Annotated in this window: 20 protein-coding genes and 3 tRNA genes; 8 read left to right on the plus strand and 15 right to left on the minus strand. The window is 69.2% G+C overall.

Translation table 11 applies throughout. The annotated features are described in order from the left end of the window. Positions 1 to 133: 133 nt before the first annotated feature. Positions 134 to 310, minus strand: coding sequence for a hypothetical protein (locus ABD770_RS04345; RefSeq protein WP_344818280.1), 177 nt, complete (start codon positions 308 to 310; stop codon positions 134 to 136). Positions 311 to 432: 122 nt separating this feature from the next. Here ABD770_RS04345 and ABD770_RS04350 point away from each other — a divergent pair, with 122 nt between their 5' ends. Next, complete coding sequence (locus tag ABD770_RS04350) at positions 433 to 1551, plus strand: DUF4192 family protein (protein ID WP_344818281.1); 1119 nt, start codon at positions 433 to 435, stop codon at positions 1549 to 1551. A gap of 37 nt (positions 1552 to 1588) precedes the next feature. Here ABD770_RS04350 and lysS read toward each other — a convergent pair whose 3' ends face one another. After that, on the minus strand, positions 1589 to 3112 hold the full coding sequence (lysS, locus tag ABD770_RS04355) for a lysine--tRNA ligase (RefSeq protein WP_344818282.1): 1524 nt from the start codon (positions 3110 to 3112) through the stop codon (positions 1589 to 1591). A gap of 94 nt (positions 3113 to 3206) precedes the next feature. Here lysS and ABD770_RS04360 point away from each other — a divergent pair, with 94 nt between their 5' ends. Then, positions 3207 to 5033: a DUF2207 domain-containing protein gene (locus tag ABD770_RS04360; RefSeq protein ID WP_344818283.1), complete on the plus strand. Its 1827-nt coding sequence runs from the start codon at positions 3207 to 3209 to the stop codon at positions 5031 to 5033. A gap of 20 nt (positions 5034 to 5053) precedes the next feature. On the opposite strand, the gene ABD770_RS04365 is transcribed toward ABD770_RS04360, so the two are convergent. The 10 genes from ABD770_RS04365 to hpt all read right to left on the minus strand — a co-directional run bounded on the left by ABD770_RS04365 (position 5054) and on the right by hpt (position 13645). After that, a complete protein-coding gene (locus tag ABD770_RS04365) occupies positions 5054 to 5755 on the minus strand; it encodes a Rossmann-like and DUF2520 domain-containing protein (protein WP_344818284.1) in 702 nt (233 codons plus the stop codon). A gap of 4 nt (positions 5756 to 5759) precedes the next feature. Then, positions 5760 to 7607, minus strand: coding sequence for a PH domain-containing protein (locus ABD770_RS04370; protein ID WP_344818285.1), 1848 nt, complete (start codon positions 7605 to 7607; stop codon positions 5760 to 5762). Beyond that, positions 7604 to 8224 (minus strand): PH domain-containing protein, encoded by a 621-nt coding sequence (locus ABD770_RS04375; protein WP_344818287.1) that lies wholly within the window; start codon positions 8222 to 8224, stop codon positions 7604 to 7606. The genes ABD770_RS04370 and ABD770_RS04375 overlap by 4 nt, the downstream gene beginning before the upstream one ends. Then, positions 8193 to 8657 (minus strand): DUF3180 domain-containing protein, encoded by a 465-nt coding sequence (locus ABD770_RS04380; RefSeq protein ID WP_344818288.1) that lies wholly within the window; start codon positions 8655 to 8657, stop codon positions 8193 to 8195. The genes ABD770_RS04375 and ABD770_RS04380 overlap by 32 nt, the downstream gene beginning before the upstream one ends. Beyond that, complete coding sequence (gene folK, locus ABD770_RS04385) at positions 8654 to 9187, minus strand: 2-amino-4-hydroxy-6-hydroxymethyldihydropteridine diphosphokinase (protein ID WP_344818290.1); 534 nt, start codon at positions 9185 to 9187, stop codon at positions 8654 to 8656. The genes ABD770_RS04380 and folK overlap by 4 nt, the downstream gene beginning before the upstream one ends. Beyond that, positions 9172 to 9564, minus strand: coding sequence for a dihydroneopterin aldolase (gene folB, locus ABD770_RS04390; RefSeq protein ID WP_344818291.1), 393 nt, complete (start codon positions 9562 to 9564; stop codon positions 9172 to 9174). Before folB ends, folK begins: the two co-directional genes overlap by 16 nt. A 1-nt stretch (position 9565) precedes the next feature. Next, positions 9566 to 10375 (minus strand): dihydropteroate synthase, encoded by an 810-nt coding sequence (folP, locus tag ABD770_RS04395; protein ID WP_344818292.1) that lies wholly within the window; start codon positions 10373 to 10375, stop codon positions 9566 to 9568. Next, a complete protein-coding gene (folE, locus tag ABD770_RS04400; RefSeq protein ID WP_344818293.1) occupies positions 10372 to 10983 on the minus strand; it encodes a GTP cyclohydrolase I in 612 nt (203 codons plus the stop codon). The genes folP and folE overlap by 4 nt, the downstream gene beginning before the upstream one ends. Before the next feature lies 1 nt (position 10984). Continuing rightward, positions 10985 to 12988 (minus strand): ATP-dependent zinc metalloprotease FtsH, encoded by a 2004-nt coding sequence (ftsH, locus tag ABD770_RS04405; protein WP_344818294.1) that lies wholly within the window; start codon positions 12986 to 12988, stop codon positions 10985 to 10987. A gap of 105 nt (positions 12989 to 13093) precedes the next feature. After that, positions 13094 to 13645, minus strand: coding sequence for a hypoxanthine phosphoribosyltransferase (hpt, locus tag ABD770_RS04410; RefSeq protein WP_344818295.1), 552 nt, complete (start codon positions 13643 to 13645; stop codon positions 13094 to 13096). A gap of 84 nt (positions 13646 to 13729) precedes the next feature. On the opposite strand from hpt, the gene ABD770_RS04415 reads away from it, so the two are divergent. Beyond that, positions 13730 to 14314 (plus strand): DUF937 domain-containing protein, encoded by a 585-nt coding sequence (locus ABD770_RS04415; protein ID WP_344818296.1) that lies wholly within the window; start codon positions 13730 to 13732, stop codon positions 14312 to 14314. Between the two features lie 267 nt (positions 14315 to 14581). On the opposite strand, the gene tilS is transcribed toward ABD770_RS04415, so the two are convergent. Further along, positions 14582 to 15574 (minus strand): tRNA lysidine(34) synthetase TilS, encoded by a 993-nt coding sequence (tilS, locus tag ABD770_RS04425; RefSeq protein WP_344818298.1) that lies wholly within the window; start codon positions 15572 to 15574, stop codon positions 14582 to 14584. A 110-nt stretch (positions 15575 to 15684) separates the two neighbouring features. Here tilS and ppa point away from each other — a divergent pair, with 110 nt between their 5' ends. Beyond that, entirely contained in the window at positions 15685 to 16173 is a 489-nt protein-coding gene (gene ppa, locus ABD770_RS04430; protein ID WP_344818299.1) for an inorganic diphosphatase, read from the plus strand. A gap of 103 nt (positions 16174 to 16276) precedes the next feature. Here ppa and ABD770_RS04435 read toward each other — a convergent pair whose 3' ends face one another. Continuing rightward, positions 16277 to 17632 (minus strand): peptidoglycan DD-metalloendopeptidase family protein, encoded by a 1356-nt coding sequence (locus ABD770_RS04435; RefSeq protein WP_344818300.1) that lies wholly within the window; start codon positions 17630 to 17632, stop codon positions 16277 to 16279. 258 nt (positions 17633 to 17890) lie between these two features. Here ABD770_RS04435 and ABD770_RS04440 point away from each other — a divergent pair. The 3 genes from ABD770_RS04440 (at position 17891) to ABD770_RS04450 (ending at position 18203) form a co-directional block, all read left to right on the plus strand. Then, positions 17891 to 17963: transfer RNA gene (locus ABD770_RS04440), tRNA-Glu, on the plus strand. Between the two features lie 26 nt (positions 17964 to 17989). Beyond that, a tRNA-Asp gene (locus tag ABD770_RS04445) sits at positions 17990 to 18063 on the plus strand. Between the two features lie 67 nt (positions 18064 to 18130). Next, positions 18131 to 18203, plus strand: a tRNA-Phe gene (locus tag ABD770_RS04450). Positions 18204 to 18695: 492 nt separating this feature from the next. On the opposite strand, the gene ABD770_RS04455 is transcribed toward ABD770_RS04450, so the two are convergent. Further along, positions 18696 to 19310, minus strand: a complete 615-nt coding sequence (locus tag ABD770_RS04455; RefSeq protein WP_344818301.1) for a hypothetical protein — start codon at positions 19308 to 19310, stop codon at positions 18696 to 18698. 449 nt (positions 19311 to 19759) lie between these two features. Between ABD770_RS04455 and ABD770_RS04460 the strand changes: the two genes are divergently transcribed. Beyond that, positions 19760 to 21460: an AIPR family protein gene (locus ABD770_RS04460; RefSeq protein WP_344818302.1), complete on the plus strand. Its 1701-nt coding sequence runs from the start codon at positions 19760 to 19762 to the stop codon at positions 21458 to 21460. Positions 21461 to 22092 lie beyond the last annotated feature (632 nt).

The raw sequence follows: 22092 nt of genomic DNA on the forward strand, positions 1-22092 counted from the left end.
TCCACGTTCGCCTCCTCCCGCACGCAGAATCACTCGCTCTGCATCAGAGTAGCCGCAGCCGCCGACAGGCGCGGCAGACCGGTCGGTCAGCCGCCGGTGGTCGCGGCGGCGCCGATGGTCGCGGATGCGTCGATCAGGACGCCTTGGGCGGCAGCCCGCGCGCAGCGCGCTCCTCCGCCTCGATGCGCGCGTGCACCTTGCGCTCGGTGCGGTCGGCGCGCAGAATCCCGCGGAGCACGACGGCGAAGATCACGCAGATCGCCAGGGTCGGCAGAATCGCCCATCCCGCGGCGATCCAGATGTTGTCCACGTCATCCATCGTACGCCACCGTGCACGCCGTTCCCCCTGCACATACGCCGTCGTCCGCGACCTCTCCACAGTCACCGGGATCCGGCTGATCCCGGATGCACGGCAGCGGGCAGACTCCCGGCATGAACACCGTCATCCATGCCGCCGAACCCGCCGAGCTGCTCGGCACCGTCCCCGTCCTGGCGGGGTTCACCCCGAGGCGCAGCGTCGTGCTGCTGCCCTTCCACGGCACGAGGGGCCGCGGGGCGATGCGCATCGACCTGCCCGACCCGGGCGGTGATCCGCATACGTTCGCGAGCGCCGCCCTCCAGGCGCTGCTCCAGGTCGACGATGTCGACGCGACTGCGATCGTCGTGTACTCGGACGCCCCTCCGCAGTCCGACGCCGACCGGCTGCTGCCGCCCTGGGCCGCCCTCGCGGAGGCCCTCGTCGAGGCGTGCGAGGGCTCGGGTCTGCGCATCATCGAAGCGATGTGGGTGACACCGACCGGCTGGGGCGACTATCTCGACGAGGACGCCGTGCCACGACCGCTGGACAGCATCCCGTCTGCGCCGGACATCCCCGGCGTCGGGGACCTCAGCGGAGACCAGCTGGCCGGGGCGGACCTGCCTGCGAGCGACCTCGCGGATCGCGAGCGCGTGGGTCGCGCCCTCGCTGAGCTGGAGACGATCATGGACGGCCATCGGGACGGGCGCGCGGGCGATGCGGGCGATGAGAACCCGCTCGCCCTGATGGGCGCGGCGATGATCCTCGACGACCTGCCCGCCTTCGTCGAAGACCTCCTGGAGGCGCCGACCCGCACGGACTCGTACAGCTGCGCGGCACTGCTGTGGTGCCTGAGCAGGCCCGTCCTGCGCGACGCGATCCTCGTGCAGTGGGCGAGCGATGAGGAGTTCGGATGCCGCGCGCTGGCCGCGCAGCTGGCGTTCACCGGGCAGCACTCGGAGCTCCCGGACGAGATCGGCGACGTCTTCACGGGGCGCGGCGCCCGACCCGATCCCGACCGGCTGGGATGCGCGCTGGAGGTCGTGCGGCACGCCGCAGCGAGGGCGCCGAGACCCGCGAAGGCCGGTGCGCTGACGGCTGCCGCCTGGCTGGCGTGGGCGCTGGGCCGCTCCTCGCATGCGGGCAGGTATGTCGACGAAGCGCTGCGCATCGACCCCGGGCTCGGCATGGCGACGCTGATCCGGAGCATGCTCGATGCCGCCCGCCTGCCGGAGTGGGTGCTGCGACGACCGTGAACGACCGGTGACCGCCTGCTCGACGAAGGGGGTCCGCCTACTTGACGAGAGGGAAGAGGATGGTCTCGCGGATGCCGAGGCCGGTGACGGCCATCAGCAGACGGTCGATGCCCATGCCCATGCCGCCCGTCGGGGGCATGCCGTGCTCGAGGGCGCGCAGGAACTCCTCGTCCACGCGCATGGCCTCGAGATCCCCTCCCGCGGCGAGCTTCGCCTGTGCGACGAAGCGCTCGCGCTGGATGACCGGGTCGACGAGCTCGGAGTATCCGGTGGCCAGCTCGAAGCCGCGGATGTAGAGGTCCCACTTCTCCACGACGCCGGCGATCGAACGGTGCTCCCGCACGAGCGGCGAGGTGTCGACGGGGAAGTCCATCACGAAGGTGGGGCGCACGAGGTCGCCCTTCACGAAGTGCTCCCACAGCTCCTCGACGAGCTTGCCGTGCGTGGCGTGCGGGGGGATCTCCACCCCGCTGGCCTCGGCGAACGCGATGAGGTCATCCACCGGGTCCTCGGGTGTGACGGGGCGACCGGATGCCTCCGACAGCGACTCGTACATCGAGATGCGGTCCCACTCGCCGCCCAGGTCGTACTCGGTGCCGTCGGCCCAGGTGACCGTCGTGGAGCCGGCGACGGCGATGGCGGCGTTCTGCACGAGCTCCTGCGTCAGCTCTGCCATCTGGTGGTAGTCGCCGTAGGCCTGGTAGGCCTCGAGCATGGCGAACTCCGGCGAGTGCGTCGAGTCCGCACCCTCGTTGCGGAAGTTGCGGTTGATCTCGAAGACCCGCTCGATGCCGCCGACCACCGCGCGCTTGAGGTACAGCTCCGGCGCGATGCGCAGGTACAGCTCGGTGTCGAACGCGTTGGAGTGGGTGATGAACGGGCGGGCGGATGCGCCGCCGTGCTGCACCTGCAGCATGGGCGTCTCCACCTCGAGGAAGTCGTGGCTCGTGAAGGTCGCACGCAGGCTGGCGTTCACGGCCGCGCGGGCGCGCACGGTGGTGCGGGCCCGGTCGCGCACGATGAGGTCGAGGAAGCGGCTGCGCACGCGCGTCTCCTCGCTCAGCTCGCCGTACATGTTGGGCAGCGGCAGGATCGCCTTCGACGCGATCGTCCACGCGTCGGCCATGATCGACAGTTCACCGCGACGACTGGAGATGACCTCGCCGTGCACGAAGACGTGGTCGCCCAGGTCGACGAGCTCCTTCCACGCAGCCAGCGACTCCTCACCGACCTTCGCGAGCGACACCATGGCCTGGATGCGCGAGCCGTCTCCGGACTGCAGAGTGGCAAAGCACAGTTTCCCGGTGTTGCGACTGAAGACCACCCGGCCGGCGACGCCGACGACCTCGCCGGTCTCCGCACCGGCCGCGAGGTCGCCGTACTTCGCGCGCAGGGCGGGGATGCTGTGCGTCACCGGCACGCCGACGGGGAACGCCCCGCCGCCGGCATCCGTGCGGTTCGCGATGAGCTTCTCGCGCTTGGCGAGCCGCACGGCCTTCTGCTCGAAGACGTCGTCAGCCGAATCGGCGGGGGTGGGGGTCGGCGCGGACGCGTCAGTCATGGGTGGGGGCTCCTCGAGGAAAGTCTCCGCCAGTCTACCGGCGAGCCGACGCCGTCCCGGAGACGGCGGCGGTGCCCGGGTTAGCCTCGATGACATGTCCTCCCTCGCAGCCGCCCGCCGACGCCACCCCGGGTCCGCTCCCGCCCGCGGACGCGTCCTCGCGATCCTCGCCGTCGTGCTCGGAGCGCTCATCGCCGTGCTCGCGCCCGCCGCGGCGAGCGCGGATGTCGACGACTTCGACTATTCGTCCTGGGAGTCCCGGTACGACGTGTCGCTGGATGCCGAGGGGCGCGCGGTCGCGCACGTGACCGAGACCGTGGTGGCCGAGTTCCCGGAGTTCGATCAGAACAAGGGCATCATCCGCGGATACCCGCAGCGGTTCGAGGGCGCGGGGCTCGACATCCGCATCCTGTCGGTGACCGACGGGGCAGGCCACGACGTGCCGTTCGAGACGGACACCGAGGACGGCATGCTCCTCGTGCTCACCGGCGACGACGACTACGTGCACGGCCCGACCACCTACGTCATCGAATCGACCATGCGCGACGTCATGATCCACGGCACGCAGACCGGCAACGACGAGTTCTACTGGAACCTGCTGCCCCTGAACAGCACACAGGACATCGGCCGCTTCCGCGCCACGATCGCCTTCTCCCCGCCGCTGGCCGCCGCGCTCACCGGTGATGCCGCCTGCTACCGCGGGCTCGCGGGGATGTCGTACCCGTGCAGTCTCACCGGTCCGTCCCCGTCGGCGGACGGCGCGACCTTCACGGTCGAATCCGGCGAGCGCGCCGCCGGCGACGGAGTGACGGTCGCGATCGGCTTCACGGCGGGCACGGTCACCCAGCCCGCCGCGCGCCTGCCGGATCCCGTGGCCGACTTCGGTCCCGCGCTCGTCGGACTGGGGGCGATCATCACCGCCGGCGGAGCCTGGTTCTCCCTCGCGGCCATGAAGCGGCGGCGCCGGGCGGCGACCGGCATCATCATCGCCCAGTACGATGTGCCGGCCGACCTGCCTCCGCTGGCCGCCGCACCGCTGATCCCGGGGGCGCCGAACCCGATCCCCGCGCAGATGGTGCACCTGGCGGTGCAGGGCGTGCTGCGGCTGGAGGAGGAGCCGGGGGCGAAACGACGTCCGTCCCTGCGACTCCTCGACCGCGACCTCCCATCGGACCCGCTGGACCGCGCGATGGTGGCGGCGCTGTTCCCCGGGGAGCGGACCGAGCGACGGATCCCGAAGTCCAGCACGAAGTTCGCCCAGCGCATGGAGAAACTGGTCGCGAAGGGGCGCGCCGCAGCAATGCGGAACGGCTGGCTGACGAAGGAGCGCAGCACGGCCGCCATGGCGTTCGGCTGGGTGTCCATCACTCTGCTGGCCGCCACCGCGGCCTTCCTGGCCTGGTCGGCCGTGAAGGATCGGGAGCTGCTCGGCCTGTCGATCGTCGCGCTCATCGCGGCGGGCATCGTGGTGGCGATCAGCTCCATCGTCGTATTCAGCAGGCACACCGTGCTGACCCGGGAGGGCGCCCTCCGCGGTGAGCATCTGAGGGGCGTCAAGGAGTTCATCCGCGTCGCCGAGGCCGACCGCCTGCGCATGCTGCAGTCCTACCAGGGCGCCGAGCGCCGCCCGGACGGCACGATCGACGTCGTGCACCTGTACGAGAAGCTGCTCCCCTACGCGATGCTGCTGGGCGAGGAGAAGAGCTGGTCGAAGGTGCTGGAGACCGGCTACTCGGCATCCGACTCCTCCCCGACCTGGATGGACACCGCCGTGGGCACGTCGATCAGCGCGCGACTGTCGCACTACTCGAGCGCGATGAGCTCCGCGGCGACCTACACCCCTCCGAGCTCCTCGGGCGGCTCGACCGGCGGCGGGTTCTCCGGCGGTGGCGGAGGGGGAGGGTTCTCCGGCGGTCGCTGACCCCGAGCGCGGACGGCGAGTCAGAGCGCGATGGGAGGGTCCACCGGGCCGGACGCCTCGCGCAGCGCCTGCTCCACCGTCGACGACACGAGCGCGGACAGGTAGCCACCCGGGTTCTCCACGCCGACCTCGCGCAGCAGCGAGGTCGCCTGGCCGATGATCGAGCGGGAGAACTCGGATGCCGTGGCGATGGCCTCGCCGTATGCGGCCCTGTCCTCCTCCGCGATCACGACGGGCTCGCAGCCCATCTCGACCGCGAGCGCCTGCGCGATCGGCAGCACGGCCGCCGGCGCCGTCACGCCCGCGAAGGCCGCCTGCAGCTGACGCAGGTCGACGGTCGTGCCCGTGAACGCGATGGCGGGGTGCACTGCGAGGGGGATCGCACCCTGCGCGGCGGCAGGCCGCATCACCTCGATGCCGTGCCCGGGGTCGGTGTGCATGACGAGCTGTCCGATCTGCCATCCGCTCACGTCGGCGATGCCGCTGACCAGACCCGGCAGCTCATCGTGCGGCACGGCGATCACGACGAGTTCGCTGCGCCGCACGACCTCGAGCGGCTCCAGCACCGGAACGCCCGGCAGCACCGCTGCGACGCGATCGTCGTCGGACCCGGAGGTGATCCCGGTGAGGGCATGACCGGTGCCCGCCAGCGCCGCGCCGACGATCGGCCCGACTCTGCCCGCGCCGATGATCCCGATGCCCAGGCGACCGTCTCGGCGCATCGGTTCACTCCGGGGAGGAGGTCGGCGGCAGCGGTGCGGCCTGGACGGGCTGCGCCCCCGGCACGGCGTCCGTCGGGGCGACGATGACCCCCGCACCCGTCGGGGCGGCGGCGCCTTCGGCATCCGTCGAGCTCGCCTCGCCCCAGCGATGCGTGTGGTCGTGCGCGGCGGCGAGCGCGGCCGCCCGGCCCGTCCCGTCCAGCAGTGCGAGGGCCTCGTCGCGGTCGACGCCCGACAGCCCGCCCGAGACGGGCCCCAGGATCGAGTGCACATGCACGGCGGTCACGTGCTGGATGCGGTCGATCGGCCCCTGCGAGAGCGAGACGCTCTGCAGTCGAGCGAGCGGGAACACCGCGAGCTTGCGCCACAGCACCCCGCGCCGCAGCAGCAGCCCGAAGTCGGTCATGACGAAGCCGTGCCGCTTCCAGGACAGCGGACGATGCCACCAGGCGCGTCGCGGGATCGTGCGGTAGGGGTCGTCGGGGCCGGGGCCCAGGATGCCGTGCTCCCACACCAGGGGGATGTCGGCCCGGGGGATGTCGGGCAGGATGAGCGAGAGCACCCGCTCGACGTCGGCGCGCTGGCCGACCGGCAGCACGGTGTTGAACTGCTGTGTGCTGCTGTTGCTCTGCTGGGCCGCACTGCGACCGCTCATCCGGTTGATCTTGATCGTCCACCAGCCGAAGGGCCGCCACAGCAGCGACTGCGTCACCTCGACGGCGAAGATGCGGCCGGGGGGCAGCGTCTCCGTCACCGTGGTCAGCAGCCCGTACGTGATCCGGACACCGTCCGGCGTGGGTGCGATGGAGTAGCGCAGCGACTTGGAGATCTGCGCCCAGGTGATGCCGACCGTGGCGATCACCAGCGGGATGCCCATGCCCAGCCCGATGCCGAGCATCGCGAGGCCGATGTCGGCGGCGCTCTCCCCCGAGGCGATCATGCCGAAAAGCGTGCCGCCCATCGACGCGGCGAACAGGGCGCCGAAGAACAGCAGCCAGAGGATGCCGCTCAGCAGCTGCGAGCCGATGAGCCGGCCGGTGGGGATCTTGACGACGCTCTCCGGGGCGACGTCGTCGAGGTCCACCCCGGTGAACAGGTCGCTGACCCCGTCGTTGACCGAGTCGACCAGGTGGGCGGTCCCGACGGGCGCCGTCGCGTCGGCGGTGCGGTGCGGTCGCCCGGCGGCCTGTTCCCGGGCGGAGCGCGCACCGGAGGCCAGGCGCAGGATGTCGGCGCGGATGGATTCGGCTCGCGGGGTGGCGAGGTACTCCAGGGGCACGTTGGCGTCGGTGCCCGCGCCGATGACCTCGAGTTTGGCGAGGCCGATCAGTCGGGCGGGGAACGGCCGGGTGAGATTCACGCCCTGCACGCGGTCCAGCGGCGCCCGGCGCTGCGAGCGGAAGATCATTCCCTTGCGCATCTCGACGTGATCGCCCGTGATGCGGAACTGCTGGAACCGCCACACCAGCCAGAACACCACGACGAGCAGGACCGCCACGCCCAGCACGCCCAGCAGCGCCACCAGGAGCAGATTGTTGGCGAGCACCCAGTCCACCGGATCACCGGTGTGGTCGATGTAGACGGACTCCTCCGGGGCGAACAGGCCCACCGCCCAGGCGATGAGGCGGTCGCGCATGTTGGAGATCGCGACGCCGGCGACGATGATCAGCACGAGGCCGCCCTTGAACAGCGGCGTGAGCGGATGCATCCGGTGCCATTCGCCGTCGGCGAGCGCCGAGGAGCCGCCCTCCGGCAGCACCGGAGGCGTCGCCGCGGGTGCGGGAGGCGGGGGCACCGGCGGTACCGGTGCGGCGGCGGGAGAGTCCCGGCGGGGGTCGGACGGCGTGCTCACAGCCCGGTCCTGCGGGTCTCGGCGACCTCGATGAGGGCGTCGCGCAGGGCCTCGGCGGCCTCCTGCGTGAGCCCGGGGATCTGCACGCCCGTCGCCGCGGCGGCCGTGACCATCTTCAGCTGCGAGATGCCGAAGGCGCGGTCCAACGGGCCCTGCGTGATGTCGACGAGCTGCAGCCGCCCGTAGGGGACGGCCACCATGCGCTGCCACAGGATGCCCTTGCGGAAGACGATGTCGTCCGCACGCAGCGCGTACCCCAGGGCACGGGCCTGGCGCGGCACGATGAGAAGCGTGATCAGGGTGATCAGCACCAGCGCGCCGGCGGGCAGCCACGGCCACGCCTGCCCGGTCACGAGGCCGACGACGACGGCCGCGATGATCACGACGGCGATGAGGATGGCGTCCTGCACGATCTGCGACACGACGTAGCGCGGGGAGATCTGATGCCACACGCCGTCGAGGGCGAGCGCCGACAAGCTTCGCGGCGCGCGCAGGGCCCGGTAGGTGCCCGCGTCCAGCGCGGGAGCGGATGCCGGGGCAGCGGCGGATTCGGAGAGCTGAGCCGCTGACGCGGCGCCGTCCGGATCACGGGGCGGGGTCGTCGGGCTCTCGGTCATCAGGTTCCTCCGGCAGAGTGCAGAACTGTTCGGCGACGAGCGCCGCCCCGACCAGTACCAGTGCGCCGACGATCAGGGCGATCATCGCCACAGTCGACCCTACCTGCGCGGGCACCGGCCTTGTCGACAGGAACACGAGCAGTCCCGCGCCGAATCCGGCGATGAGGGCGCCCAGCAGGCTGGACGCCCTGGCGAGCGTCGCGGCGTGCACGGCGCGGAACGGGTCCACCCGTGCGCCGCCGCGCAGACTGCGGCGCACCGGCCAGGCCAGCGCCAGCGTCGCGGCCGCGATGAGCAGCAGCATGACCGGCAGCAGCGGCGACGGTGTGAACGTCGCCCGGCCGGTCGCGGTCAGCACCTGGTCGAGCCCGAACCCGCAGCCCGCCGCCAGCAGGGCGAGCACGGCCAGCACCCCGGCGGAGGTCCGCCTCACCGTCGGCCCTTCAGACGCCGCACCAGCTCGTCCACCCGTCCGGCGCCGGGCAGCACGGCATCCGGGTCTATGCTCAGCCACGGTTCCAGCACGAACAGCCGCTCGGCCGCGCGCGGGTGCGGGACCAGCAGATGCTCCGCATCGCTGCGGAAGTCGCCGTAGGCGATGAGATCGAGGTCCAGGGTGCGGTCCCCCCAGCGCTGCAGGCGCACGCGACCCTGTTCCTCCTCCACCGCGTGCAGCATGCCCAGCAGCACCTGCGGAGCCAGTCGGGTGGTCAGCAGCGCGACGGCGTTGAGATAGCGCGGGGCGTCCGGGTCGGGCCCGTCGAGCTTCACGGCGACGGTTTCCACGGGCTCCGACATGACGAGGTCATCGACCAGGGGCAGCCTGCGCAGCCGCTCGGCCGCCGCGCGGAGCATCTCGCCACGGTCGCCCTCGTTGGATCCCAGTGCCACCACGGCGACCTGCGGCTCGCGGCCTGGACGCGGGTCGGGCGGCTCGGGCAGGTGCGTCAGTCGGACGTCCACGCCGGCGCCTCCTTCTGCATCCGGTGGACGCTGACCGCCACGTCCGCGAAGGTCTGCGCGATGGGCGCGTGCGGCTTGTGCACGGTCACGGTGACGACCTTGACGCGCTCGTCCTCCAGCACGGCGTCCGCGATGCGCTGCGCGAGGGTCTCGATGAGGTTGACGGGCTCGCCGGCGACGATCGCCGCGACACGGTCGGCCAGTTCGCCGTAGTGCACGGTGTCGGTGACGTCGTCCGAGGCCGCCGCGGCCCCCAGCGGCAGCCCGAGCCTCAGATCGATCGTGAACTCCTGGCCGTCACGGCGCTCGAAGTCGAAGACTCCGTGGTGTCCGAAGACCGTCAGCCCGGTCAGCACGATCTCGTCGAGCAGGTCCATCTCACACTCCGTCCCACGCGCCGACGACCGCCAGCGCATCCCTCGTGGCCGCCACGTCGTGCACGCGCACCGCCCAGACCCCGGCGCGCGCGGCCAGCGCGCTCGTGACCGCCGTCGCCAGGTCGCGCCGGCGCTCGCTGAGCGGCGTGTCATCGGAGGCCCGATGCAGGGCATCCGCCAGCAGCCGCTTGCGGGAGGTGCCCACCAGCACCCGGTGGCCGAGCACGGAGATCTCGTCGAGCCCGCGCAGCACCTCCCAGTTCTGCTCAGCGGTCTTCGCGAACCCGATGCCCGGATCGACGATGATCCGCGCCGGGGCGATGCCCGCCGCCATGGCTGCCTCCACGCGCCCGCGCAGCTCCGCCGCCACCTCGCGCGCCACGCGCGTGTACTGCGCGTGCGCGTACATGTCCTCGCTCGGTCCCCGCCAATGCCCGAGGGCGATGTCGGCCCCGAGATCGGCGACGGCGGGCAGCATCCGCTCGTCGGCGAGCCCGCCGGACACGTCGTTGACGATCCGGGTGCCCGCTCGCACGGCGGCGACGGCGGTGTCGGCGTTGAGGGTGTCGATGGAGGTGGGGATGCCGGCATCCGTGAGCGCCTCGATGACCGGAAGCACACGTGCGCGCTCGACGGCCGGATCGACGCGCACGGCGCCGGGGCGGGTCGACTCCCCGCCCACATCGATGATCGCCGCGCCCTGTGCGCGCATGAGGTGCGCCCGCGCGATGGCGGCGTCCGGGTCGACGTACCTGCCGCCGTCGCTGAACGAGTCGGGGGTGGTGTTGAGGACGCCCCAGATGCCGGTCATGCCCCGGCCTCGTGCGAACCCGGCGCACCGGCTCCGATGAGGGCGATCAGCTCGGTCCGCGCGACGGGATCGGTGAACTCCCCGCGGACGGCGACGGTGAGCGTCGACGCGTCCGGCTGACGGCCGCCGCGCATGGTCACGCAGCCGTGCGAGGCGTCCAGCACGACCAGCACCCCACGGGCGTCCAGGTGCGCGTCCAGGGCATCCGCGATCTGCTCACCGAGCCTCTCCTGCACCTGCGGACGCGCGGCGAGGGTCTCCACGACCTTGACGAGCGACCCCAGCCCGACGACCTGCTCACCGGGGAGGTACGCCAGGTGCGCGACACCCGCGAACGGAAGCAGGTGGTGCTCGCAGACGGAGCGGAAGCGGACGCCGCGCAGCAGCACCGCACCCGACGGCAGCGTGCCGGGGGCCGGGCCCCGGGACACGCTGATCGTGCGCGCGAGGTGCGCGCCGGGGTCCTCGCCGATGCCGGCGAACAGCTCATCGTAGAGCATCGCCATCCTGCTCGGGGTCTGCGTCAGCCCCGGACGATCCGGGTCCTCGCCGATCGCCTCGAGCAGCTCTCTCACGAGCCGTTCGATGCGTGCTCTGTCGACAGCCACGTCAGGCCGTCGCCGGTCGCGCCTGCCCGGTCACGGGCTTGGCGCCCGCGGTGCGCGCGTCGGCGGTGGGAGCCGCCGCGTCGGCGGCGATGGCCTCGCCCGCCCGTGCGGGCACCTCGATCGGCGGTCTCGTCGAGACGGGTCGCTCCTCGCTGGAGAGCCACTGCGGGCGCTCCGGGAGCTTGCGCACGTCGGTGAAGATCTCCGCGATCCGGTGGTGGTCGAGGGTCTCCTCCTCGAGCAGCGCGCGGGCGAGCCGATCCAGGATGTCGCGGTTGTCGCTGATCACCTGGTACGCCTCGTTGTGCGCCTGCTCGATGAGTGCCCGCACCTCGGTGTCCACGCGCTCCGCGATCGTCTCGGAGTACTCCCTGCCGCGGCCCATGTCGCGACCGGCGAACGGCTCACCGCCCTCGGACCCCAGCTTCACGGGACCGAGCTCGGTGGTCATGCCGTACTCGATGACCATCTTGCGGGCGATGCTCGTCGCCTTCTCGATGTCGTTGGACGCGCCCGTGGTGGGGTCGTGGAAGACGAGCTCCTCGGCGACGCGGCCGCCCATCGCGTAGGTGAGCTGATCCTGCAGCTCGTTGCGGGTCACGGAGTACTTGTCGTCCATCGGGAGGACCATGGTGTAGCCGAGGGCCTTGCCCCGCGGCAGGATCGTGATCTTGGTGACCGGGTCGGTGTGGTTCATGGCCGCGGCGGCCAGGGCGTGACCGCCCTCGTGGTAGGCGGTGATGAGCCGCTCGCGGTCCTTCATCACCCGGGTGCGACGCTGGGGACCGGCGATGACCCGGTCGATGGCCTCGTCGAGGGCGCGGTTGTCGATGAGCTGCGCGTTGGAGCGGGCGGTCAGCAGCGCCGCCTCGTTGAGCACGTTGGCGAGGTCCGCACCGGTGAAGCCGGGGGTCTTGCGGGCGACGACCTCGAGCTCGACGGACTTCGAGAGCGGTTTGCCCTTGGCGTGCACCTCGAGGATCTTCAGTCGGCCCTTCAGATCCGGCGCGTCCACGCCGATCTGGCGGTCGAAACGGCCCGGGCGCAGCAGCGCCGGGTCGAGGATGTCGGGGCGGTTGGTGGCCGCGATGACGATGACGTTGGCGTTGGGGTCGAAGCCGTCCATCTCGACGAGCATCTGGTTCAGCGTCTGTTCGCGCTCGTCGTTGCCGCCGCCCATGCCCGCGCCGCGGTGACGGCCGACGGCGTCGATCTCATCGATGAAGATGATGGCGGGCGCGTTCTCCTTGGCCTGGTTGAAGAGGTCGCGCACGCGCGAGGCGCCGACGCCGACGAACATCTCCACGAAGTCGGAGCCGGAGATGGAGTAGAACGGCGCCCCGGCCTCGCCGGCGACCGCCCGGGCCAGGAGGGTCTTGCCCGTCCCGGGAGGGCCGTACAGCAGCACGCCCTTGGGGATGCGTGCGCCGATGGCCTGGAACTTGCCGGGGTCCTGCAGGAATTCCTTGATCTCGTGGAGCTCCTCGATGGCCTCATCGGCGCCGGCCACGTCGGCGAAGGTGACGGTCGGGGTCTCCTTGTTGACGAGCTTGGCCTTGGACTTGCCGAACTGCATGACCTTGCTGCCGCCGCCCTGCATGGAGGACAGCAGCCACCAGAACAGCAGACCCAGCAGCACGAGGGGCAGCAGGAGGGTGATGAAGCCGTCGAACCAGCTGGCGCGCGGCACCACATCCGTGAAGCCGTCCTTGGGCTTGGCGTCGTCGACGGCCTGGACGATCTGGTCGGCGCGGGCCTGGACGTAGTAGAACTGCACGTTCTCGGAGCCCTCGAAGGGTTTGGACAGGGTCAGATCGACCCGCTGGTCGCCGTCGGTGTTGACGACCTTGGTGACGGTGTCCCCGCGCAGCAGCTCCAGGCCCTTGTCCACGCCGATCTGCTTCGGCGCGGAGAGGTTCGAGATCAGCAGGAAGCCGGCGAACAGCAGCACGCCGATCAGCACGATGTAGATCAGCGGATTCCGGGAGACCTTCTTGACGTCCATGATCCGTTCAGCGTACCGCCCGGCCACTGGCCTCCCGCTGTGCGTTCACCATCGGCGTACCGTGAGTCGCCCATGGGGTCGCTGAGCGCGCGCCCCACCGTCGGGTCAGGAGTATACGTGCGGGGCGAGCACGGCGATGTCACGGAGGTTGCGGTAGCGCTCGGCGTAATCCAGCCCGTAGCCGACGACGAACTCGTTGGGGATGTCGAAGCCGACGTACTTGCAGCGGATCTCGACCTTGGCGGCATCGGGCTTGCGCAGCAGGGCGAGCACCTCGATGGACTCCGCGCCGCGGGACTCGAAGTTCTCCAGCAGCCAGCTCAGCGTCAGACCGGAGTCGATGATGTCCTCGACGATGAGGACGTGCTTGCCGTGCAGGTCGGTGTCGAGGTCCTTGCGGATCTGCACGACGCCGCTGGACTTCGTCCCCGCTCCGTAACTGGACACGGCCATCCAGTCCATCGGCGCGTGGAACGGCAGGGCCCGGACGAAGTCGGCCATCACCATGACCGCCCCCTTGAGGACGCCGATGAGGATGAGGTCCTTGCCCGCGTAGTCCTGCGCGACCCGGACGGCGAGCTCGTCGAGCTTGGCGTGGATCTCCTGCTCGGTGACGAGGATCTGGGCGAGGTCTGCTTCGATGTCCGCTACGCGCATGGGACGAGTTTAGAGTGTGCTCCTGCGACATCCGCACTACTGTGAGCGGAGGAGCGGGCACCCCGCCTGCGGGGAAAGATGAAGATGAACCTCGACGAGATCCTGAAGCAGGTGCCGATCGATGACATCGCCGAGAAGTTCGGCGTGAGCCGCGATGTGGCCCAGCAGGCGGTGCAGGAGGGCGGCGCGGCGCTCCTGGGCGGGCTCGCCAAGAACGCCGAGACGGCGGAGGGCTCCTCCGCGATCGAGCAGGCGCTGAGCAGGCACGGCGGCTTCTCCGGTGCCGCGAAGGTCGACGACGTGGACCAGGTCGACGGCGGGAAGATCCTCGGGCACGTGTTCGGGGAGAATCAGCAGGAGGTGGCGGCCGGGCTGACCGCTTCGGACAAGACCGCCGGCGGCATTGACTTCGGCAAGCTGCTGCCGATCCTCGCTCCGATCATCATGGGCGTCATCGCCAATGCGAACAAGGGCGGCAGCGGCGGAGGTCTCGGCGGCATCCTCGGGGGGCTGCTGAGCGGCGGGCAGCAGTCCGCCCAGTCCTCGGGCGGCGGCCTGGGCGACATCCTGGGTGGCCTGGGCGGTCTGTTCGGCGGCGGGCAGAGCAGCGCCTCCGGCGGCGGGAACGTGATCGGAGACCTCCTCGGCGGCCTCTTCGGCAAGAAGTAGGCCCGACCTCGCGGGGGCGCTGGCCGCACAGACGGATGCAGGGCGTCGGCGAGGCCGGAGAACCCCTCCGCGGCGAGCGCGGTGAACAGACCCCTGCGGTCGCCGAAGTGGTGCGCGGGGGCGGCGTGGGAGACACCCGCACGCCGGGCGAGGTCCCGCATCGACAGCGCGTCCGCTCCCGCCGGAGCGCCGTCGTCATCGCCGTCGTCATCGCCGTCGTCGGCTGACCCGTCCGGCGCTGCGGCGCGGGCGATCAGGCACCGGTGCTCAGCGGCGGGCGGCGAACACGATCCGCGGACCGACGCGACGGGCCGTGCATCCGGGCAGGTCGATGGGCCCCTGCCCCGACCAGTCGGTCGCGAGCCGGGCGACCTCGAGGGTCTGCACGCGGGTGAGGCCGACGCCGAACTCGCTGTCGACCACCAGGCGGATGATGCGGTTGCGCAGCGCCGCGGGGTTGGCGGCGAGGGCGGCGACGCTGACGGAGATGCCCGCCTCGGCGTGCTCGACGATGTCCTCGATGGTCTCGTGGATCATCTCGTCGAACGCCGCGGCGTCCTCACGAAGCTGCTCGGCCGTGCGGGCCAGCGCCGCCGCGATGCCGGGGCCGAGCTCCCGCTCCAGCACCGGCAGCACCCGCTCGCGCACACGCACGCGGGCGAAGCGCGGCTCGCTGTTCTGCGGGTCGTCCCACGGCTGAAGACCGGATGCCGTGCAGCACGCCCGCGTGGTCACACGGGTCACCGCGAGCAGGGGCCGCAACCACCGCGTCCCGTCGTCGTCCTCGCGCACCGGAGCCATGCCCTGCAGGCTCGCCGCACCCGACCCGCGGGCCAGTCCCAGCAGCACGCTCTCGGCCTGATCGTCGAGGGTGTGCCCCAGCAGGACCGCGGATGCCCCGAGCTCGCGTGCGCAGCGCCGCAGCGCCTCGTAGCGGGCGATGCGCGCGGCGGCCTCCGGCCCGTCCGGATGCCGTGGGTCGACGTCGACGGCGATCACCTGCGCCGCCGCTCCCAGAGACCGCGCCTGGTCGGCGGCCCGCCGGGCCACGGCATCCGATCCCTCCTGCAGACCGTGGTCGACGACGGCCGTCGTGACCTGCGCATCGATCCTGGCCGCCTCGAAGACCGTCGCCGCCGTGAGCGCGAGCGAGTCGGCGCCGCCGGAGAGCGCGACCACGAGGCGGCCACCCGCGTGCGGGGCGACCGCCGCGCGCACGGCACGGCGGACTTCGGCGATGGCGGGATCGAGGGACGGCATACCACCACCGTATTGCGCTCGGCTCCGTGGAGCGGTACAGAGCCGCCGGACAGCCGCGAGTAGGCTGGTCTGCGGCATCCACCCGACATCATCTCCTGAGGAGCATCCGCATGGCACATGACGCCGTCATCGAGATCCCGCGCGGCAGCCGCGTGAAGTACGAGGTCGACCACGAGACCGGTCGGGTGCACCTCGACCGCGTGCTGTACACGACCTTCGGCTACCCGGCCGACTACGGCTACTTCGACAACACGCTCGGCGAGGACGGCGACCCGCTGGACGTGCTCGTGCTGCTGGACCACGCCATCTACCCGGGCGTCGTCGTGAACGTGCGCCCCGTCGCCGTGCTGAAGATGAGCGATGAAGCCGGCGGAGACGACAAGCTCGTCGCGGTGCTGTCGAACGACCCCCGCTGGGCGCACATCCAGGACGTCGACGACCTGGCCGAGTACACGAAGAAGGAGATCGCGCACTTCTTCGAGCACTACAAGGACCTCGAGCCGAACAAGTGGGTCAAGGTCGACGAGTGGGGGAACGCCGCCGAGGCGCAGCGCATCCTCGACGAGGCGATCGCGCGTTTCGAGGCCGAGGGCCACTGAGCTCTCCGCCAGACGGACGAAGGACCCCGGTTCGCGCCGGGGGTCTTCGTCGTCTGCGCCCGTTCCCTCCGCCCCGTGCCGGCCGTGTGCGGGGAGCGGATGCTCAGATCGCGCCGCGCGCGACCATGAACGGGTACGGGTCGATCCGTCCGCCGTTGACGTAGACCTCGAAGTGCAGGTGGCACCCGAACGAGTTGCCGGTGTTGCCCGCGTACCCGATGACCTGACCGGCGCTGACGTACTGCCCCCAGCGCACGGCGAATCGCGCCTGGTGCCCGTACCCCGTCGCGATGCCGCCACCATGCTGGATGCGCGTGTAGTTCCCGTAGCCGCCGTTGTAGCCCACGTAGTCGACAGTTCCGGAATGGGCCGCGTAGATCGGCACTCCGCATCCGTTGGCGATGTCGATGCCGCCGTGGTCGCGAGACGCGCAGTAGCTGTTGCTGCACTGGACGTTGCGGCGGCCGTAGTAGGAGGTGATGCGGCCGCTCGACGGGCGCCGCCATGCTCCCGATCCGGACCCGCCGGACCCGCCCCCACCGCCGCCCCCGCTGTTGTGGTTCTTGGCGGCCTCTTCGGCGGCCTTGCGTCGGGCCTCCGCCTCGGCGGCCTCGCGGGCCTTGCGAACCTGCTCGCCCTTCTGGTAGCCGGCGACGGTCGCCGACGTGGTGTCCTTGAGGGCGGCGAGCTGGGCTTGGAGGGTGGCGAGGTTGTTCTGCTTCTCCTCGAGGGCGGCCTGCGCGGCGTCGGAGGCCTGCTGCGCCTTGACCATCTTCTCCTCGGCGATCTTCTGCAGGCGATCGCGCTCGTCGCGCGCGCTCTTGGCCTGATCGCTGAGCGCCTGCGCGGAGTTGCGTGCGGCCGCCGCCCTGTCGGCGACGGTGCGGTTGTACTCCAGCAGCTTGTCCAGGCTGCCAAGACGCGAGAGCAGGTCGTCGGCGCCGTGCGCGGAGTCGGAGAGGAAGAGTTCGAGTGCGGCCTGGTCTCCGCCGCTGCGGTACAGCTGGGTGGCGACCTGGCCCGCCTTACGGGCGCTCTCGTCGGCGATCCCCGCCTGCTCGTCGGCCTGCGCCTGCAGGGTGTCGGCTCGATCGACGGCCTCGAAGTACGCCTGCTGAGCCGCGAAGAACTCGTCGCCGGCGGCACGGGCGGCCTGCTCCGCGGCGGCCGCGCGCTGCGTGAGGCTCTGGATGAGGCCCTGGATGCGGGTGATCTCGGCGCCCTTGGCCGCTTCATTGGCCTTCGCGCGCTGCACGTCGTCCCAGCTGGGGTAGCCGGGTTCGGCCCGGGCGGACTGCGTGCCTGAGGAGACGCCGAACACGGTGAGGGCGATGGCGCTGAGCGCGCCGACGGTCATGGCGCTGCGGCGGGTCACCTTCGAGGACGGCCAGAGGGCGCGCCGTTCCCCGAGCGTCGGAGCGCACCCGCAGTCCTCGGATGCCGCGCGAGCATCTGCCATGGCTTCGTCGTTCACACGGCCCCTTCCGCCGGTTTCACAAGTGCCACACTAACAACATTCGTCACATCCGCAACAGGTATGATGCGTGCGGCGCACCGCAGGGCACAGCGTGCACCCGCGCGCACGCAGGTACAGCGCATCTTTCATCGTCCACCCGAAACGCCCGAGAGAAACGATGACCCGCCCTCGATTTCGTTTTTCGTCGGCGCGTCCCTTATGCTTGAGCGTCGGCAAGGGAAGCCCCCAGGGACTCTCTTCGGCCCCATCGTTTAGCGGCCTAGGACGCCGCCCTTTCACGGCGGTAGCACGGGTTCGAATCCCGTTGGGGTCACTCATCCGATACAATTGAAAAGTTATGGCCCTGTAGCGCAGTTGGTTAGCGTGCCGCCCTGTCACGGCGGAGGTCGCGGGTTCAAGTCCCGTCAGGGTCGCTCCATGCGGCGGGCCTTCTTTCGAGGAGGCCCTTCGTCTCGGACGCGACAGGTTCGCCGGTCGCGCGGCTCTGTAGCTCAGTTGGTAGAGCGTTCGACTGAAAATCGAAAGGTCACCGGATCGACGCCGGTCGGAGCCACTGGAACCCTCGCGTAGCTTCTACATCGCGGGGGTTTCCGCTTTCTCCTGGTGAGGGACGGTTTCTGCGGCGCTGCAAGCTCCCGGTTGCAGAGCGAGCAATGCGAGATGAAGGGCCGGTCGTTGAGCGAGGGTAGCGAGACGAAACGCCCTCGCCGAGTGCGTTTGGGCCGGTCTGGGGCCGGTTCGCGGTCAGATTCCGTGCGTTTCGTTCCCCGGATGCACATCCGGACAATCCGCCAAGCAGCACCCGCAGATCGGGGAACCGCCCCACCACAGATCGGCTTCATTCGCGCAACTGCACTCCTGACAGCCGCACGCCGTGCCACGAGGAGGCATTCCCTGGGCGACGCGTTGCTCATCGTCGAGATCCCCGACGAAGGTCAGGGCGTACTCCACCCCATCGAGCTCAACAGTCTCTTCCGCCTGATTTTCCATGACCGTCCAGGGTCACACACGGGGGCCCGGTCGAACCCCCTGAGCCCGGAACGCATCAGAGTGATCGAAGCCACGCATCGATCGCGCTGAACGGAACCGGCTCGAACCCGAAGGCATCCACACCCACATGGAACTCATGCGTACCGTGCGCACCGAAATCATGCTCATGCGTGTGTCCGTGGATGAGCGGGATGCCTTCGTCAGCCGGACGATGCCTGGTGTGCCGATCCGGGCCGGTCGTGTCACTGGAGTATGGGTAGTGCGAAGCGAGCAGCCGCTTGCCAGAACGAGTACCGTCGAGGAGTTCGGGAAGCACGGTCCACCCTGCCTGTTCATACAGCGGACGGAAACGCTCGATCGCACGCTTGGACTGCGTCGCGGACGACACACGATCATGATTCCCCGGAACAAGCAGGCGCCGCCCGTTCAGCTGCGCCGTCAACCTGACACTGTCCTCAATCGGACCGAGAGCGACATCCCCCAGTTGAAGCACGACATCATCTGGACCGACGAGAGCGTTCCACCGTTCGATCATCACGGCATTCATCTCATCCACCGACGAGAACGGACGCCCCGCCAACTCACTGATCCGCACATGACCGAAGTGATGATCACTCGTCACGAAATCGACGGCATCGAAATCGAAACCCGACATGTCGGCAGCTACCATGCCTTTTACGTCAACCATTCCAGTGCGAGCTCCGCGAATCGACGCCGCGGACGAACCGGGCGAGAAGCTCACGATCATTCGCGGGCCCGCGGTCAACCCACCCGCCGGAGGCGAGATACAGAGTACGTACGTCACGATCAAGCTTGTGATCGAACCGGCTCTCTGCCGCCGCTCGGATCACCGCATAGGAACCTACCTGTGCGGACATGCGGCCAGCACGGCCAAACGCATAGGCAGGCTCGAGCGCATGAAACCAGAACCACTGCCCTTCAAGGCCGGCCTTCGGCCGGCTGCGCAGTGCGCTTGACCCACCTGCGGTGCGTCCGGTCCTCGCTCCGCTGCGGTCCGGGCGCTCCTCGGCACCTCAAGCACACTGCATCAATTGCCATGGAGAGGCTCCCGAATCGAATCGCACCGCCGCGAGCCTTTCGACCGCTAGTGTGCTGTCTATGCCGCTTGACCTCAGCTATCCCGCCGTGCTCGACCAGTTCGGACGACACCGCGTGCCTGGCCGAACAGACTCTCGCGCGTTTTTGGGCTGGTTCCTTGAGAACTACTTCCGGCTTGAGGCGCTCACCGTTGAAGACTCAATCTGCGACGGTCCCGACGACAAGGGCATCGACGGGATCTACGTCGATGACACGTTGGAAGTGGTCTACGTGCTTCAGGCCAAGCTCCTTCAAAACCCATCTAAGACAGTTGGCGACGGAACGCTACGAGACTTCTCGGGCGCGATCCAGCAGCTGACCACCCCAGAGGGCGTTGAAGCTGTGGCGAACTCCACGGGAAACGTGGAGCTCAAGAACCTCCTCGCGGATGCGGACGTTGCAGCAAAGGTCAAAGCCGGTTACGAGGTCCGCGGGATCCTATTGACGAATGCTCCGCTCGACGCCAACGGCCTAAACTTCGTGGCCGCCCATGGCGCGATCACGGCATACGATGCCGATCGCCTCCAGAAGGATTGGCTCCCCCTCGGTGATACTGAGCCCGTCGAGAAGGAGGTCACATTTCACCTCGATAGCTTAGGGCACATCACCTACAAGACTGAGGCCGCAACCGCGCACTTCGTGTCATTGCGTGGCTCCGAGCTTGTCCAGATGGCAGGTATCGAGAACCAAGCACTTTTCGCCTGGAACGTGCGCCAATCGCTCGGTCGCACCAAGGTCAACCGTGCCATCGCCTCAAACGTCCAGACGCAGCCCGAACACAAGAACTTCATGCTTTATCACAACGGTCTCACCATCCTGGCGCGCACGGTCCGCCTTGACGAGGAGAACGACACCCTCACGATCGACCAGTACAGCGTCGTGAACGGTGCTCAGAGTTTGTCGACCTTGAATGAAAAGAAGGATTCACTGAGCAACGACCTTCGGCTTCTCGCACGGGTCGTCGAACTTGACCCGGCATCGGATCTCGCCGGGATGATCACCCGCAACAGCAACAACCAAAACTCCATCGGTGCCCGCGATCTCCAGTCAAACTCGGTAATCCAGAAGCGACTGAAAGAGGACTTCAATCGCTCCTTCGGTGACCAGTTCGACTACGAGGTGAAGCGTGGTGAGGCTTCGTCAGCGGAGCGCGTCATCACAAATGAGGACGCAGCCAAGGTTCTCCTAGCCTTCGACCTCGGGCAGCCTTGGAGCTGCCACCAGTCCTATCGGTATTTCGATGACCTTCACGCCGACATCTTTGGTCGCCCGGTGGTTACCGCGGGGCGAATCGTTGCCCTGATCGCAGTCCGCGATGCAGCGATCGAGAGTCTCGCAGCCCTCGACAATCAGCTCGTCGCCCGTTACTCGGTTACACCGTACTTCTTGATGTACCTACTCAAGCAAGCCCTCAAGATCGATGACGTCGGCGAAGAATTCTGCAAGGATCCCGGCGCCTTCCTTGCCGAAAAGGGCTTTGCCGCGGTCGCCGCGGTGATCAAACGTGTTACGGATGATCTTGTCGTAGATCTCAACTCAGAGATTGAAGAGCGAGAAGAAGCCCGAAACCCGTTCGACCACAAGCGCGAACTTAAGAGCCCAACCGCGGTTCGGGCGCTAAAGCAAGCCGTGATTCCGATCTACCAGAAGGCCGTTCAGCGGAAACGCGCAACTTCATTCGCTGAGGAGTGGAACGCCGCAGAGCCGAGTGAGCCCGCGTAACCCTGTGCCGGTTTCGTGCCGGTAGCCCCGCTGAAACCACCCTCAACCAGCCGCGACCAACCATGACCACTTCCGCGGAATCACGCGGCAAACAGCGACCAACGAGCACCCACTGCCCCGCCGTATCCAACTGAAAATCGAAAGGTCACCGGATCGACGCCGGTCGGAGCCACACGGGTGATCGTTACAATCATCCCAGGAACCCTCGCGTAGCTTCTACATCGTGAGGGTTTTGCTTTGCCCTGGCGAGGGGCAATTTCGGCGGCCTTCGGTCGTTGAGCGAACGCAGCGAGACGAGACGCCCCCGCACCCCGGTCGTTGAGCGAGCGAAGCGAGACGAAACGCATCCCTCGACGAGGCTCACGCCAGTAAGCGCGACCACCAGCACCACAGATTCAACCACCGGCGGCAACCCATTTAAGCTCTTATCTGGGTTATCGTTTTGCTACGGCGGGCAGTAGCCCTCGGAGCCTGGCAGTCTTCCGGACGGTATGACGAGCCAAGCTCACGTATTTCTACAGCCGAGTCACGCGAGACTCGATGATCGCCTCCGCTCGGCGGATCCAGTCCCCTCCACGTGCGCCCGGCGCGAATAAGTGACTATTGCATATCCTTCCGCCGAGCCCATGCGG

The sequence above is a fragment of the Microbacterium soli genome (genome assembly GCF_039539005.1).
GTDB classification, from domain to species: domain Bacteria; phylum Actinomycetota; class Actinomycetes; order Actinomycetales; family Microbacteriaceae; genus Microbacterium; species Microbacterium soli.